This is a genomic window from Bacillus sp. (in: firmicutes), from assembly GCF_031983925.1.
Taxonomy (GTDB): domain Bacteria; phylum Bacillota; class Bacilli; order Bacillales; family Bacillaceae_G; genus Bacillus_A; species Bacillus_A pacificus.
The window spans coordinates 745,398-760,269 of record NZ_DALYZR010000002.1 but is presented as its reverse complement, the minus strand read 5'-3'; the positions used below and the strand labels follow the sequence as shown (position 1 = coordinate 760,269).

Annotated in this window: 13 protein-coding genes, 1 pseudogene and 1 riboswitch; of the genes and pseudogenes, 9 read left to right on the top strand and 5 right to left on the bottom strand. The window is 36.6% G+C overall.

The genetic code is table 11. The features are described 5' to 3' along the window. Nucleotides 1-103: 103 nt before the first annotated feature. Nucleotides 104-1,342, top strand: a complete 1,239-nt coding sequence (locus tag RTP99_RS09905) for a DNA polymerase IV (RefSeq protein WP_001208836.1) — start codon at nucleotides 104-106, stop codon at nucleotides 1,340-1,342. A gap of 41 nt (nucleotides 1,343-1,383) precedes the next feature. Here RTP99_RS09905 and RTP99_RS09900 read toward each other — a convergent pair whose 3' ends face one another. The 3 genes from RTP99_RS09900 to RTP99_RS09890 form a co-directional block, all read right to left on the bottom strand. Continuing rightward, a complete protein-coding gene (locus RTP99_RS09900) occupies nucleotides 1,384-2,085 on the bottom strand; it encodes an MgtC/SapB family protein (RefSeq protein ID WP_000262354.1) in 702 nt (233 codons plus the stop codon). Nucleotides 2,086-2,160: 75 nt separating this feature from the next. Then, nucleotides 2,161-4,866 (bottom strand): magnesium-translocating P-type ATPase, encoded by a 2,706-nt coding sequence (mgtA, locus tag RTP99_RS09895; RefSeq protein WP_000933414.1) that lies wholly within the window; start codon nucleotides 4,864-4,866, stop codon nucleotides 2,161-2,163. Between the two features lie 331 nt (nucleotides 4,867-5,197). After that, nucleotides 5,198-5,365, bottom strand: a riboswitch (M-box (ykoK) riboswitch). Between the two features lie 184 nt (nucleotides 5,366-5,549). Beyond that, complete coding sequence (locus RTP99_RS09890; RefSeq protein WP_000656492.1) at nucleotides 5,550-5,801, bottom strand: DUF3932 family protein; 252 nt, start codon at nucleotides 5,799-5,801, stop codon at nucleotides 5,550-5,552. A gap of 189 nt (nucleotides 5,802-5,990) precedes the next feature. Between RTP99_RS09890 and rnz the strand changes: the two genes are divergently transcribed. From rnz to sdaAA, 4 genes and pseudogenes are all read left to right on the top strand, one after another. Next, nucleotides 5,991-6,914, top strand: coding sequence for a ribonuclease Z (rnz, locus tag RTP99_RS09885; RefSeq protein WP_000397447.1), 924 nt, complete (start codon nucleotides 5,991-5,993; stop codon nucleotides 6,912-6,914). Nucleotides 6,915-7,291: 377 nt separating this feature from the next. Beyond that, a pseudogene (locus RTP99_RS09880) lies at nucleotides 7,292-7,549 on the top strand (hypothetical protein). Between the two features lie 79 nt (nucleotides 7,550-7,628). Continuing rightward, the gene (gene sdaAB, locus RTP99_RS09875; protein ID WP_000877446.1) at nucleotides 7,629-8,288 is read left to right on the top strand and encodes an L-serine ammonia-lyase, iron-sulfur-dependent subunit beta; all 660 of its coding nucleotides are present in this window, start codon (nucleotides 7,629-7,631) and stop codon (nucleotides 8,286-8,288) included. An 18-nt stretch (nucleotides 8,289-8,306) separates the two neighbouring features. Beyond that, on the top strand, nucleotides 8,307-9,185 hold the full coding sequence (gene sdaAA / locus RTP99_RS09870) for an L-serine ammonia-lyase, iron-sulfur-dependent, subunit alpha (RefSeq protein ID WP_000489463.1): 879 nt from the start codon (nucleotides 8,307-8,309) through the stop codon (nucleotides 9,183-9,185). A 50-nt stretch (nucleotides 9,186-9,235) separates the two neighbouring features. Here sdaAA and proI read toward each other — a convergent pair whose 3' ends face one another. Next, nucleotides 9,236-10,075 carry a pyrroline-5-carboxylate reductase ProI gene (gene proI, locus RTP99_RS09865; RefSeq protein ID WP_000027268.1) on the bottom strand — a complete coding sequence of 280 codons (840 nt, stop codon included), beginning with the start codon at nucleotides 10,073-10,075 and terminating at the stop codon, nucleotides 9,236-9,238. Between the two features lie 165 nt (nucleotides 10,076-10,240). Here proI and RTP99_RS09860 point away from each other — a divergent pair, with 165 nt between their 5' ends. Continuing rightward, the gene (locus RTP99_RS09860; protein ID WP_000125139.1) at nucleotides 10,241-11,194 is read left to right on the top strand and encodes an MBL fold metallo-hydrolase; all 954 of its coding nucleotides are present in this window, start codon (nucleotides 10,241-10,243) and stop codon (nucleotides 11,192-11,194) included. A gap of 9 nt (nucleotides 11,195-11,203) precedes the next feature. Beyond that, nucleotides 11,204-11,998: an SDR family oxidoreductase gene (locus RTP99_RS09855; RefSeq protein WP_000147809.1), complete on the top strand. Its 795-nt coding sequence runs from the start codon at nucleotides 11,204-11,206 to the stop codon at nucleotides 11,996-11,998. A gap of 184 nt (nucleotides 11,999-12,182) precedes the next feature. Here RTP99_RS09855 and RTP99_RS09850 read toward each other — a convergent pair whose 3' ends face one another. Continuing rightward, on the bottom strand, nucleotides 12,183-12,368 hold the full coding sequence (locus RTP99_RS09850; protein WP_001003211.1) for a YqzH family protein: 186 nt from the start codon (nucleotides 12,366-12,368) through the stop codon (nucleotides 12,183-12,185). 223 nt (nucleotides 12,369-12,591) lie between these two features. On the opposite strand from RTP99_RS09850, the gene argC reads away from it, so the two are divergent. Continuing rightward, on the top strand, nucleotides 12,592-13,629 hold the full coding sequence (argC, locus tag RTP99_RS09845) for an N-acetyl-gamma-glutamyl-phosphate reductase (RefSeq protein WP_000861217.1): 1,038 nt from the start codon (nucleotides 12,592-12,594) through the stop codon (nucleotides 13,627-13,629). Between the two features lie 11 nt (nucleotides 13,630-13,640). After that, nucleotides 13,641-14,864, top strand: a complete 1,224-nt coding sequence (gene argJ / locus RTP99_RS09840) for a bifunctional glutamate N-acetyltransferase/amino-acid acetyltransferase ArgJ (RefSeq protein ID WP_000598420.1) — start codon at nucleotides 13,641-13,643, stop codon at nucleotides 14,862-14,864. Nucleotides 14,865-14,872: the final 8 nt, after the last annotated feature.

Genomic DNA, 14,872 nt, shown 5'->3' with positions numbered 1-14,872 from the left:
AAATTATAGCAATAAATATGATAGAAAAGAACAAGTAATTATTATAATTATTGTGCAAAATTTGATATAATAAAAGAACGAATGTTCTAGTTGGGGGAGTACTATGCGAGAAATGTATCCGAAAAAGGGCCGTGTTATTTTACATGTAGATATGAATTGTTTTTTTGCATCTGTTGAAATTGCTCATGACCCATCATTACAGGGGAAGCCGTTAGCGGTTGCTGGAAATGAAAAAGAAAGAAAAGGAATTATCATCACATGTAGTTATGAGGCGAGAGAATATGGAATACGTACAACGATGCCACTTTGGGAAGCAAAAAGGTTATGTCCACAATTAGTTGTAAGGCGCCCTAATTTTACATTATATCGTGAAGCTTCATTTCAAATGTTTCAAATCCTTTCCCGTTTTACGGAAAAAATACAACCAGTATCAATAGATGAGGGATATTTAGATATTACAGATTGTTACGCACTCGGTTCGCCTCTTGAAATAGCAAAGATGATTCAGCAAGCGTTATTAACAGAGTTACAGTTGCCGTGTAGCATCGGAATTGCTCCAAACCTTTTCCTAGCAAAAACAGCTTCTGATATGAAAAAGCCTCTCGGTATTACCGTGCTCCGAAAACGAGATATTCCAGAAATGATTTGGCCGCTTCCGGTTGGAGCGATGCATGGAATTGGAGAAAAAACAGCTGAGAAATTAAAAGATATTCATATACAAACAATTGAACAGTTAGCAAAAGGAAATGAACATATCATTCGCGCTAAAATTGGAAAGCATGGTGTTGATTTACAAAGAAGGGCAAAAGGTGTGGATGATAGAGAAGTTGATCCGAGTCAAATGGGACAACATAAAAGCGTTGGTAATTCGATGACTTTTTCAAAGGATATGGATGAAGAAAAAGAATTACTTGATATGTTAGAAAGGCTATCAAAATCAGTGAGTAAAAGATTACAAAAGCGAACTCTTGTCAGCTATAATATTCAGATTATGATTAAATATCATGATAGGCGGACAGTAACGAGGAGTAAGCAATTGAAAAATGCCATTTGGGAAGAACGAGATATTTTTCAAGCGGCCTCTCGTTTATGGAAGCAACATTGGGACGGCGATTCCGTTCGTTTATTAGGTGTTACAGCTACTGAAATAGAGTGGAAGACTGAATCGGTGAAGCAATTAGATCTGTTTTCATTTGAAGAAGATGCGAAAGAAGAGCCGCTACTTGCTGTCATTGATCAAATTAATGATAAGTATGGAATGCCGCTTTTACAACGAGGTAGTCAACTATTACGTAAGCAAGAAAAGTCTTTTCAGCAAAAATTAGAAAATAAGTTTATGTAGAAGGTGTCATGAAACTGTAAATATCATGACACCTTTCATTTTTAACTTGCTTCTAAATCTAATGAAGTTTTCCAACCAGCTGCAGTAACGCCAGATTCTAATAGCATTCTGCTCACTATTTTTTCAATTAAGACTGCTGTATTTGTGTTGCAGTGTAATGTCGCTTGTATACATACTTTTTGATTAGAGTCTACGTCCTCACTATACAATTCTTTTAAACCAATGCCTTCAGAACTTACCATATGCATAAGTAAAAAACGAATATGGGCTTCATGTTCTTCTGAACAAGTAAGAGAAAGTAAGTAGTTCGTTTGTTCAAGTGATTCTTCTTTTGATTTTTGATTCATAAAGAGAGCGATTGGGCGAAGTAGTATGTTTGCTAGTAAAACGCCAGCTGCACCTAATATAGCTGCAATGAGGAAACCAGCGCCTGTAAGAGTACCAACAGCAGCTGCGCACCATAGGGTAGCCGCAGTATTAAGCCCCCTAATACTAAAACCATCGCGGATAATAACGCCGCCTCCTAAAAAACCAATCCCACTGACGACTTGAGCGGCAATACGTGAAGGGCTAGCATCGTGATCAATCATGACGGATAATAAAACAAATATACAGGCACCAAGTGATACGAGAGCATTTGTCCGTAGCCCAGCCATCCTATGTCTCCATTGTCGTTCCATTCCGATGCAAGCACCTACAATAATTGCAATAAATAATCTTAGTACAATGTCATACCATACCATCATGGTCACCTCCATACATATAAGTCCAAGTCATGTTTTTGAGAATGAGCGGGAAGCACCCGCTCATTCTTATTTTTATAACCAGCTATGAAACTTTTTAATATAAATTTTTTTTAGGAACTGTGTTAAGAAAGCATAGCCTAATAGTATTCCTACTAACCAAGGGAAATAGCTAAGTGGTAATGCTTGTAATCCAACGGCTGCTCCAAGTGGCGAGAATGGAATATAAATTCCGATTACCATAATACAAGCGGTTAATAAAAGAACCGGTACTGATGCAGTACTTTGAATAAACGGAATCTTCTGTGTTCTTATCATGTGAACAATTAAAGTTTGTGTTAGCAATCCAACGACAAACCAACCAGATTGGAATAATGATTGTTCGCTAGCTGTATTTGCACCGAAGACGTTCCACATGACCACATAGGTGATGATATCAAATATGGAACTAATGGGACCGATGCAAATAATGAAGTTCCGTAAATTTGCAGTATCCCATTTTCTTGGTTTTTCTAAAAATTCTTTATCCATTTTGTCCCATGGGATAGACAGTTGTGAAATATCATAAAGTAAGTTTTGAATTAAAAGGTGAATGGCAAGCATCGGCAAGAAAGGAATGAAGGCACTTGCTACTAACACACTAAATACATTTCCGAAGTTAGAGCTCGCTGTCATTTTAATGTATTTCAAAATATTACCGAATGTAGTGCGTCCTTCTAAAATACCTGCTTCTAATATCATTAAGCTTTTTTCAAGTAGAATAATATCGGAAGACTCTTTTGCAATATCAGTTGCAGTATCAACAGATATACCAACGTCAGCTTCCCGTAACGCTACGGCGTCGTTAATGCCATCTCCCATATAACCTACAGTGTGTCCGTTTCCTTGTAATACTCGTATAATGCGAGATTTTTGCATTGGATTTAGTTTAGCAAAAACAGTTGTTTCTTCGGCTAGCTTTGCTAATGCTTTATCAGGTAAAGCATCGATTTCGTAACCAAGGATAGGCTCGCCAATATTTAATCCAACTTCTTTACATACCTTTTTTGTCACGATTTCGTTATCACCAGTTAAAATTTTTACTTGTACACCATGTTTTTGTAATGCTTGAATGGCAGTAGCGGCAGATGGTTTCGGTGGATCTAAAAAGCCAATATATCCAGCGAGAATCATATCATTTTCATCTTGTACGGCGTACTCTTTATTATTTGTTGGTCTATTTTTTTTATAAGCTACAGCAATAACGCGCATACCTTCACTATTCAAAGTCTCACTTAGTTGTTTTACATGTAAGCGCATGTCATCGGTAAGAGAAGCAATTTTGCCATCTATTTCAGTGTAGTTGCAAATAGATAAAATTTCTTCTACAGCCCCTTTACAGACCATTGTATGCTCACCTGAATTGTTTTTTACAATGACGGACATACGCCGACGAGCAAAGTCAAATGGAATTTCATCTAGTTTTTGAAAAACGGATGGATCAAATTTTTGATTTTCTTCTGTATGTTTTATAACAGCTTTATCTATTAAATTTTTCAATCCTGTTTGATAGAAGCTATTTAAATAGGCAAAGTGTAATACACGATTACATGTATTACCACTAGGATCTAAGTGCCGAACAAGTACAACTTTATCTTCTGTTAAAGTTCCTGTTTTATCGGTACAAAGAATGTTCATAGCACCTAAATTTTGAATAGAATTCAGCTGTTTTACAATTACTTTCTGTTTAGACATGTTAACGGCACCTTTAGCTAAATTAGCAGTCACAATCATTGGTAACATTTCAGGTGTTAGACCAACTGCGATTGCAATAGCGAAGAAGAAAGCTTCTTGCCAATCCCCTTTTGTGAATCCGTTAATGAGAAGAACGATAGGTGCCATAATAAGCATGAATGTAATTAAAAGCCAGCTTACTTTGTTTACACCTTTATCAAAGCTTGTTTCTACGCGCTTACCGATTACTTTATTTGCTAAAGAGCCGAAATACGTATCGGTACTTGTGGAGATGACAACCGCTCTTGCGCTACCACTTACAATATTTGTCCCCATGAAGCAAAGATTTTCCATATCGAGTGGATTGTAATTTTTTTTCGTGCTTTTCGGTAATAGATGTTTATTTTCTGTATGGTAGCAGTTTTCGTATTTTTCTACAGGAAGTGCTTCTCCTGTTAAAGAAGATTGGTTCACAAATAAATCTTTAGCCGATAAAATACGCACATCAGCTGGAACAATGTCTCCGGCTGAAAGTGAAATAATATCGCCAGGTACAAGTTCCTCAATTGGAATTTCCTTTGTATCAATTCTATTCAAAATTTTTAAATTTTTTGTTTCGTGTACAAATCCATCTATTCTAAAGACACTCGCCGTTGTTCGGACCATAGCCTTTAACTGATCCGCAGCTTTTTGAGAACGAAATTCTTGTAAAAAGCGAATCGTTGCACTTAGCATTACCATTACAGATACGACAATAGTTCCTTGTATGTCATCTGTGAAAAAAGAAAGTGCGCCGAGAGCTAATAAAACAAAAATAAATGGATTTTTAAATGCCAGCAGAAATTGAATGTACCACGGTGATGTTTTATTATGAGCTATTTCATTAAGGCCATATAAAGAAAGTCTACGAGACGCTTCTTCTTTAGAGAGTCCATTTTCTGTTGTTTCTAAAAGTCGTAACGCTTTGTTTGCATCCTGCGTTGCGACTTCCACTAATAATTTGTGATTTGTTTTCATACAATCTTGATCGTATGAATGTTTCGTTTCTTGTCTTAGTAAATTTAACATCGGTAGTTCCTCCTTTTTCATGAAGGAGGAAACAAGCTGTTACTCGACTATTTAAAATTAGGAGGAACAGTTTCTTTCCTACCTACATGATGAAATATTAACGTAAAACATATGGGTATCTGGGCCGAATCATCAATTGCCAACTGTTCCTCACCTCCGTACAATTTAGTAGTTTCTGAATATGCTATGTTTGTTTCATAGTAAGGTGCATATATACGTAAAAAGACCTTTACTCAAAACGAGTAAAGGTCTGAATTCGCAGTTAAAAGAGTCCACAACAAAGACTGTTAGTAAGCATAAATCAAAACAGTTTTTGTGTATGACAAAATACATGCACCTCTCCCTCGTTGAGTTTTAGCACTGTATAGCATAGGTACTGAAACCAGCTACGTTAAAAAAGGCCTTCATTCCGACCTTTCTTGTTGACCCATTGGCGTCTCTCGACATTTTTGGGCAGCAGCGTTTCTCTATACAGGAGCCTCACCTAACAGAGACCATATTCAATTACATGTTGAATGTTAGCACTGAAATTTTGTAGTGTCAACATATTTTTTGAAAACTCAAATAGATTTATCTTGGCTATATAGTAGGAAATAAGCGGAGTTTTTTTGAAATAAGGTTGGAAAATAAATATTGTAATGAACATAATAAAAAGCACTGATCACAGTGCTTTTTGTTATAGATTATGAGATTGTAGCATTTTCAAAAATAACAATCTCTGAACTGTTTGCAGTTGAAACGCGTTGTGCATAATATGTTAAAGCTGAAGAAATATATGTTGGTAACGAATCATTTGTATGTGTTGTTGTATATTCATGGATTAACTCTTTCAAAGTCGTCCATTCTAATTGTGCTGGGTGATCAGACACGAAAGAACTTACCCAGCGATCAAATGAAGATGAAAAATCAGTTTGTAAACGAAATGCTTCTTTCATAATAAAACGCTCCCTTAAAATGTAGTATAATCATTTTAACATAAAACACGAACGATATCTAAGCTTTTTGAGTATAATGTTCGTGATATATAGTTGTCTAGATGATTGGTTATGTAAATTCGATTTGCCATTTGAAATAACATTCCGTAAGATGAAAGGTAGATTATATAAAGAGCTGGAGGAAAGAAAGTGGAATTTGTATTTTTAGGAACTGGTGCAGGTGTTCCTTCGAAAGGAAGGAACGTTTCAGCAATTGCTTTGCAATTGTTAGAAGAACGAGGACAAACTTGGTTATTTGATTGTGGCGAGGCGACGCAACATCAAATATTACATACATCTGTACGTCCACGCCGCATTGAAAAAATATTTATTACGCATTTACATGGTGATCATATTTTTGGATTGCCTGGTTTATTAGGAAGCCGTTCGTTTCAAGGAGGGACTACACCTTTAACAGTGTATGGACCAAAAGGAATTAAACAATTTATTGAAGTAGCATTATCAGTAAGTACGACACATGTAAAATACCCACTTGAAATTGTTGAGATAACAGAAGAAGGTACCGTGTTTGAAGATAATGAATTTCATGTGGAAACGAAAAGATTGTCACACGGTATTGAATGTTTTGGGTATCGTATTATAGAGAAAGATATACAAGGCGCCCTTTTAGTCGATAAATTGCTGGAGATGGGTGTGAAACCAGGTCCGCTCTTTAAGCGTTTAAAAGATGGAGAAGTGGTTGAATTGGAAAATGGTACGATACTAAACGGACAAGATTTTATCGGCCCACCTCAAAAAGGAAGAATTATTACCATTTTAGGTGATACAAGATTTTGTGAAGCGAGTAGAGAGCTGGCACAAGACGCTGACGTACTAGTTCATGAAGCAACTTTTGCGGCAGAAGATGAACAACAAGCTTATGATTATTTTCATTCCACATCTAAGCAAGCTGCGAGTATTGCACTTCAGGCAAATGCAAAACGATTAATATTGACTCATATTAGTTCTCGTTATCAAGGGGATACGTATAAGGAATTATTGAAAGAGGCAAGAGAGCTATTTTCTAATACAGAAATAGCAACGGATTTAAAATCATTTCCAGTAGAAAGATAATAATGATATGAAAAAATGGCGACGAGAGGTTGCCATTTTTTTTTCTAAAAAAATTAAAATAAAACTGTTATCATTTTATGCTTATATTAGATGAAACAGAAAGTTTTAATGATGTGAAAATATAGGATAAAAATACATAGTATCGATTATTTAGAAAAACTGTTATATAAGTCAGACGACATACGAATGATACAAATAGCAAAAATGGATTTTTATTCAGAACTTTTAAAATTCATTAAAAGTAAGCGTTTTATTAAAAACAAGTTATAATGAGGGCAGATTATAATTTATCCCACTTTAATGGGCAGTAAGACTCTACCTCAAAATTCGCGAATGCGAGGAATTTAAGCGAGAGATAACTGCTCGTAAAAGCACGATTGTTGTGGGCTAATAATTATTGGGAATGGACAAAACTCCCGCTGATTATAGTTTCACTTGTTTATGCTATCCTTGTAAGTGGTTCTGTGTTAAACTTTGGATTGCTACCAGACTTTATTGTGGATTAGCTTATATTATTTTTAAATGAAGGTAATGCTAAGTTTCTTATTTATTATGACAACTAGTATTATTTCAGGATAGATTGTTTCATTGTTATTCAAAAACGATCCAATTCGTATAGCGGAACAAATTCGTAGTACAACTGGAAAAGCAACCGATTTGGTAGCTTAATAGAATAGTAAAAAATTTTTTCATAGAGGTTTAGGGGGAGTTATGATGAAGTATCGCTCAGTATTTGATATTATCGGTCCAGTTATGATTGGTCCATCAAGTTCACATACAGCAGGCGCAGCACGAATGGGGCAAGTTGCTCGCCAGCTGTTTCGTCATGAACCAGAAAGAGTAAGCATTTCATTATATGGATCATTTGCAAAGACGTATCGTGGGCATGGTACAGATGTAGCGCTAATAGGTGGGATATTAGGGTTTGAAACAGATGACTTACGTATTCCAGAGGCGCTAGAGATAGCAAAAGAGCGCGAAATTGAAGTGGAATTCATTGAAGAGGATGCCAATGCACCTCACCCAAATACAGCAAGAATTCGTTTGTATAAAGGTGAAGAAGAAATTGAAGTTGTTGCTTGCTCAATTGGTGGCGGTAAAATTGAAGTTGTAGAATTAAACGGATTCGATCTTCAATTATCAGGCACGAGTCCAGCACTACTTATTGTAAATAACGATCGCTTCGGTGCTATTGCAGCAGTAGCTTCAATCCTTGCGAAACACGAGATTAACATTAGTACAATGAGTGTTTCTCGTAAAGAAAAAGGAAGAAGAGCGCTTATGGTCATCGAAACAGATGAAATATTAGCAGATGAAGTGATTGAAGAAATAAAAGCGCAACAAAATATTTGTCAAGTAACTATTATGGAATAATTGCAGGGGGGACACACCATGTTTCGGAACGCAGCGGAACTAGTGGCGCAAGCTAAAGAACAAAATGTAAAAATCGCAGAAATTATGATTCAATGTGAAATGGAAACAAGAAGTATTTCACGTGAAGAAGTAATTGCTGGTATGGAAAAGAACTTAGTCGTGATGGAGCAAGCAGTAGAACGTGGTATTCGCGGAGTGAAATCACCAACTGGTTTAACTGGTGGAGATGCTGTAAAAGTTCAGGCGTATATGAAGAGTGGAAAAGGCTTATCTGGAGATACGATTTTGGACGCAGTGAGTAAAGCTGTTGCAACAAATGAAGTAAACGCAGCGATGGGAATTATTTGTGCAACACCAACAGCAGGGTCTGCTGGAACAGTGCCAGGTGTACTATTTGCACTAAGAGAAAAATTGCAGCCTACACGTGAAGAAATGATTGAATTCTTATTTACAGCAGGAGCTTTCGGTATGGTTGTTGCGAATAACGCTTGTATTTCTGGTGCAGCGGGAGGATGCCAAGCTGAAGTTGGTTCAGCAAGTGGAATGGCAGCTGCAGCTGCAGTTGAAATGGCTGGTGGAACACAAGAGCAAGCAGCTACAGCGATGGCAATTTCATTAAAGAACATGCTTGGTTTAGTATGCGATCCTGTTGCAGGACTTGTAGAAGTACCTTGCGTAAAACGTAATGCAGCAGGAGCTGCAAATGCGATGATTTCAGCTGATTTAGCATTAGCTGGTGTAACGAGTACTATTCCATGTGATGAAGTAATTGAGGCGATGTTTAGAATCGGACAAACGATGCCAGTAGCACTTCGTGAAACAGCTGAAGGTGGACTTGCAGCAACACCGACTGGTCGCCGTCTGCAAGAAGAGATTTTTGGGAAGACGAATAACTAAAAATATATGTTTATAAAAAATGGAGCTCAAGTAAGATTGAGCTCCATTTTTTATTTTTCTTTTGTTAACTGTTCTAACGTTTTCCCAAGATTATGTGATCGTTGCGCTGCCTGTGTAATACAAGAAATAAGCGCTTGTTGAAATTGGTGTTCTTGTAATACTTCAATGCCCGCTTCGGTCGTTCCACCAGGAGAGGTAATTTCCTTTCGCAAAATAGACGGGTGTTTTTCACTTGCTTTTAGCATTTCAGCAGCACCAATCATCGTTTGGAGAATAAGTGACTTTGCAACATCTTCTTTTAAACCGATTTTTGTTGCAGCTTCTTCCATCGCTTCTACTACGTAATAAATATAAGCAGGCCCGCTTCCGGATAATGCAGTGACAGCATGCATATCTTCTTCCTCTACAACAGAGACGAGACCGATCGTTTCAAATAAAGCTATGGCAGTTTGAATATGTTCCTTTGTTGCATGTTTTGAAGGTGAGATAGCAGTAGCTGATTTTAAAATAGCTGCAGATGTATTTGGCATGGCACGAATAATCGGAACGTCTTTTTGAAGTAGACTTCTAATTGAATGAGTAGAAACACCTGCTAATAACGAAATAATAAGCAGGTTATTATGTATGTCTTCTTTAAAAGGGGTAAGCGCTTCTGCAACATCTTTTGGCTTCATTGCTAGAAAAAGAATATTTGTATTAGTAAGTAGTTCTTTTTTATTATGTGTACCTTTGACACCGTATTTGTTATGTAGCTCCTGTAACCTTGTCTCATTAGAACGATTACTTACAGTAATTTGTTCGCCTTTCACAACATTTGCATGTAACAAGCCACCAATAATCGCTTCAGCAATAGAGCCTGCACCGAGAAAGGAAATGTTTTGAATAGACATGATGTTCCTCCTTTAATTTTGGTTAGAAATTCTTATAAATGTACATACATTCGTTTTTTTCTAGGAAACACCTCTTTTTATCTGAAAATAATGACAAATATATAAGGAAGTTGTAAACTGAAGAAGTATTCATTTTTGAACCGGAAAGAGACAGGGGGGCTAAGCATGACGGCGATTCACCGAATGGAGATTCCTGTGCCATTTGCAGTTGAAACTGTGAATGTGTTTTTAGTTGAGGGGGAGACATTAACATTAATTGATACAGGGACGAATACAGAAGAGGCAAGAAATGCGTTAGAAAGTCAGTTAGGTACATTAGGATATACGATAGAAGATATTAAAACAGTAGTTATTACGCATCATCATGCGGATCATTGTGGGCTTTTAAATATATTTTCTGAGAAGACGAACATTATTGGACACCCTTGGAATGAGCCGTGGATCACGCAAAATCCAGAATTTTTAAAGCGATATCATGAGTTTTTTAGAGAGACGGCTTTACAATTTGGTGTTCCAGCAGCATTTTTGAAAGACGAGGCGTTATTGACGACAAGGACACTGAAATATTCTTGTAATAGATCGCTAACGCATACTGTGAGAGAGGGAGATCGTATTGATTCAATGCCTGGTTTTACAGTAATTGAAACACCAGGTCATGCTTCCACTCATATTTCATTATATAGAGAATCTGATGGAATACTAATTGGAGGGGATGCTCTCATTAGTCATATTTCTTCGAATCCAATATTAGAACCACCATATGAAGGACAAACAGAAAGGGCGCGCCCGTTATTACAATATAATCAAACGTTAAAGCGTTTAAGTGAAATGAATATTTCACGCATTTTATCAGGACATGGAGAAGATGTTCTAAATGTGAAACAACTTATTGAAACGAGATTACAAAAGCAAGAAACACGTGCATTTAAAGTGCTTGAGTTATTAAAGGAAAAACCAATGACAGCATTTGAAGTATGTGTAAAACTATTTCCGGTATTGTATAAGGAACAATTGCCACTTACTATTTCAGAAACGGTTGGACAATTAGACTTTTTAGCATATAATCAACAAGTGATGATTGATGAATCTTCGCAACAATTGATTTATTATGCAAAGTAGGTGACAGCAATGACGGGACGTTTACAAAATAAAGTAATCGTCATTACAGGTGCTTCTAGTGGAATTGGAGAGCAAGTTGCAATGCAAGTTGCAGAGCAGGGGGCGACTCCAGTATTAATGGCTAGAACAGAAGAGAAATTAAAAGCGTTAGTAGACAAAATTAAAGAAACTTATAATACGCCTTGCTATTATTATGTATTAGATGTAAGTGAAGAGATGGAAGTACAATCTGTTTTTTCAAAAGTATTACAAGAGGTAGGACGTATTGATATATTAGTAAACAATGCGGGATTTGGTATTTTTAAAACGTTTGAAGATGCATCAATGGATGAAGTGAAAGATATGTTCCAAGTAAATGTATTTGGATTAGTAGCTTGTACGAAAGCGGTACTACCTTATATGGTGAAAAGAAACGAAGGACATATTATTAATGTTGCTTCACTTGCTGGGAAAATTGCAACTCCGAAATCGAGTGCGTATGCAGCGACGAAACATGCAGTACTAGGCTTTACGAATAGTTTACGCATGGAGTTATCTAGTACAAATATTTTCGTAACAGCGATTAATCCAGGTCCGATAGATACAAACTTTTTTGAAATAGCTGATCAATCCGGTACATATGTGAAAAATATGGGACGATACATGTTAAAACCAACATATGTAGCAGAGCAAATTGTAAAAGCGATGCAAACGAAAAAGCGTGAAGTAAACTTACCGAAATGGATGGGCATTGGTCCGAAACTGTATGCTTTATTCCCAGGTTTATTTGAGCGCGTAGCAGGCAAATCATTAAGTAAAAAATAGGAGATTTCCATATGGGAATCTCCTATTTTTTTTATCCCGCTTTAATGGGCAGTAAGACCCCCACCTCAAAATTCAGCGAAAGCAAAGAAGTTAGGTGGGGGATCAACTGCCCATAAAAGTCCGATTGGTGAGGGCTGATAATCAGTGGGGGATGAAGAAAACCCCCACTGATTAAAGTTTCACTTTATTTTCCAGTCACATAATCGTAAACGATATCCTCAACTGCCTCGTATACATCAATTTCAGTATTTGAATGAATGATCGTTTGAATATGTTTAACAAGCATTTCCTGATCCTCATTTGACATAGGATTACATTGATATTGCTGAAAACTTTTTATAATCATTTTCTCAATTAATTTTTCATTCATGTTTTCCCCGCCTGTATGTACGTATGTATTGTTTTATTGTACTTGAAGTGAAATGAAAAAACTACTATGCACTATTTGTGTATAAAAATTCTGTTGTGTATATTGTTTTTCTAGTAAAATTAAGTTTTTTAAGTTTATTAAATTTATAAATATTTAATTGACTCTATAAATATACAATATTATAATCATACTTAATTTAAAGAATCGATATGAGGAGGAGCATATGAAAGTCGCGATTATTGGAGCAACTGGGTATGGAGGTATTGAGTTAATTCGGTTATTAGAACAACATCCATATTTTTCGATAGCATCTCTCCATTCTTTTTCACAAGTTGGCGAGTGTATAACAAATGTATATCCGCATTTTCAAAATGTTCTTGTTCATACGTTACAAGAAATTGATGCGGAGGAAATAGTGAAAGAAGCAGAAATTGTATTTTTGGCAACCCCGGCAGGAGTATCAGCAGAGTTAACTCCAAAATTATTAGCAGTAGGTTTAAAAGTAATTGACCTATCTGGAGACTTTCGTATGAAAGATCCTTTCATATATGAACAGTGGTACAAAAGGGCAGCTGCAAAAGAAGAAATTCTTAGTAAAGCTGTATATGGGCTAAGTGAATGGAAAAGGTCCGAGGTTCAAAATGCAAATTTAATTGCAAATCCGGGATGTTTTGCTACAGCTGCATTATTAGCGACATTGCCATTAGTTCGTAGCGGCATAATTGAAGAAGATTCCATTATTATTGATGCGAAATCAGGAGTATCTGGAGCAGGAAAAACACCAACAACGATGACTCACTTTCCTGAGTTATACGATAACTTGCGTATTTATAAAGTAAATGAGCATCAACACGTTCCTGAGATTGAGCAAATGCTTGCGGAGTGGAATAGGGAAACGAAGCCAATCACGTTTAGTACACATTTAATACCGATATCACGTGGAATTATGGTTACACTTTATGCGAAAGTAAAGCGAGAAATGGAAATAGAACAACTTCAAAAATTATATGAAGAAACGTATGAACAATCGGCTTTTGTTCGAATTCGTACGCAAGGAGAGTTTCCAAGTCCGAAAGAAGTGAGGGGCTCAAATTATTGTGATATGGGGATAGCTTACGATGAAAGAACAGGAAGAGTGACAGTCGTTTCTGTTATAGACAATATGATGAAAGGTGCGGCTGGGCAAGCAATTCAAAATGCAAACATAATAGCGGGACTAGAAGAAACAACAGGTTTACAACATATGCCGCTTTATCTATAAGGGGGGACATGATGATTAAAGTAGCGTCTATTACAAAAGTAGAAAATGGTTCGATTGTAACTCCAAAAGGTTTCTCGGCCATTGGCACTGCAATTGGTTTGAAAAAAGAGAAAAAGGATTTAGGGGCAATCGTTTGTGATACACCAGCATCATGTGCTGCTGTTTATACAACAAATCAAATACAAGCAGCTCCCTTGCAAGTAACGAAGGATAGTATAGCGACTGAGGGGAAATTACAAGCTATTATCGTTAATAGTGGAAATGCAAATGCTTGTACAGGAATGAAAGGATTACAAGATGCTTACGAGATGCGTGCATTAGGAGCAGAACATTTTGGATTGAAAGAAAATTATGTTGCAGTAGCTTCAACAGGTGTAATTGGTGTTCCGCTGCCGATGGATATAATCCGAAATGGGATTGCTACTCTTATCCCAGCGAAGGAAGAAAGGGAAGCTCATTCTTTTTCTGAAGCGATCTTAACGACGGATCTTATAACGAAAGAAACTTGCTATGAAATGGTGATTGATGGGGAGAAGGTGCTGATTGCTGGTGTTGCGAAAGGTTCAGGGATGATTCATCCAAATATGGCAACGATGCTAAGTTTTATTACGACAGACGCTCATATAGAGCATGACGTATTACAAACAACATTATCACAAATCACGAATCATACATTCAATCAAATTACGATAGATGGAGATACTTCTACGAATGATATGGTCATCGTTATGGCAAGTGGATTATCAGAAACGAAACCAATCAATATGGAACATGCAGATTGGGAAACTTTCGTATTTGCTTTACAGAAGGTATGTGAAGATTTAGCGAAAAAAATCGCACAAGATGGTGAGGGCGCTACGAAGTTAATAGAAGTAAATGTGTTAGGAGCTCGAACGAATGAAGAGGCAAAGAAAATTGCAAAGCAAATAGTCGGTTCTAGTCTTGTGAAAACAGCAATACATGGTGAAGATCCAAACTGGGGGCGAATTATTAGTACCATTGGACAAAGTGAAGTCGCGATTAACCCAAATACAATTGATATTACTCTTCAATCTATTGCGGTGCTGAAAAATAGTGAACCTCAAATGTTTTCTGAAGAGGAAATGAAAATGAGATTACAAGAACATGAAATTATGATTGATGTGAATTTACATTTAGGAGAAGAGACCGGATCAGCTTGGGGCTGTGACTTAAGCTATGAATATGTGAAAATAAACGCTTGTTATCGTACATAAGGAGAGGG

Excerpts from the sequence above, each read along its gene's own strand:
- RTP99_RS09905 (WP_001208836.1), top strand. The coding sequence starts at position 104 with ATGCGAGAAATGTATCCGAAAAAGGGCCGTGTTATTTTACATGTAGAT.
- RTP99_RS09900 (WP_000262354.1), bottom strand. The coding sequence starts at position 2,085 with ATGGTATGGTATGACATTGTACTAAGATTATTTATTGCAATTATTGTA.
- mgtA (WP_000933414.1), bottom strand. The coding sequence starts at position 4,866 with ATGTTAAATTTACTAAGACAAGAAACGAAACATTCATACGATCAAGAT.
- RTP99_RS09890 (WP_000656492.1), bottom strand. The coding sequence starts at position 5,801 with ATGAAAGAAGCATTTCGTTTACAAACTGATTTTTCATCTTCATTTGAT.
- sdaAB (WP_000877446.1), top strand. The coding sequence starts at position 7,629 with ATGAAGTATCGCTCAGTATTTGATATTATCGGTCCAGTTATGATTGGT.
- sdaAA (WP_000489463.1), top strand. The coding sequence starts at position 8,307 with ATGTTTCGGAACGCAGCGGAACTAGTGGCGCAAGCTAAAGAACAAAAT.
- proI (WP_000027268.1), bottom strand. The coding sequence starts at position 10,075 with ATGTCTATTCAAAACATTTCCTTTCTCGGTGCAGGCTCTATTGCTGAA.
- RTP99_RS09860 (WP_000125139.1), top strand. The coding sequence starts at position 10,241 with ATGACGGCGATTCACCGAATGGAGATTCCTGTGCCATTTGCAGTTGAA.
- RTP99_RS09855 (WP_000147809.1), top strand. The coding sequence starts at position 11,204 with ATGACGGGACGTTTACAAAATAAAGTAATCGTCATTACAGGTGCTTCT.
- RTP99_RS09850 (WP_001003211.1), bottom strand. The coding sequence starts at position 12,368 with ATGAATGAAAAATTAATTGAGAAAATGATTATAAAAAGTTTTCAGCAA.
- argC (WP_000861217.1), top strand. The coding sequence starts at position 12,592 with ATGAAAGTCGCGATTATTGGAGCAACTGGGTATGGAGGTATTGAGTTA.
- argJ (WP_000598420.1), top strand. The coding sequence starts at position 13,641 with ATGATTAAAGTAGCGTCTATTACAAAAGTAGAAAATGGTTCGATTGTA.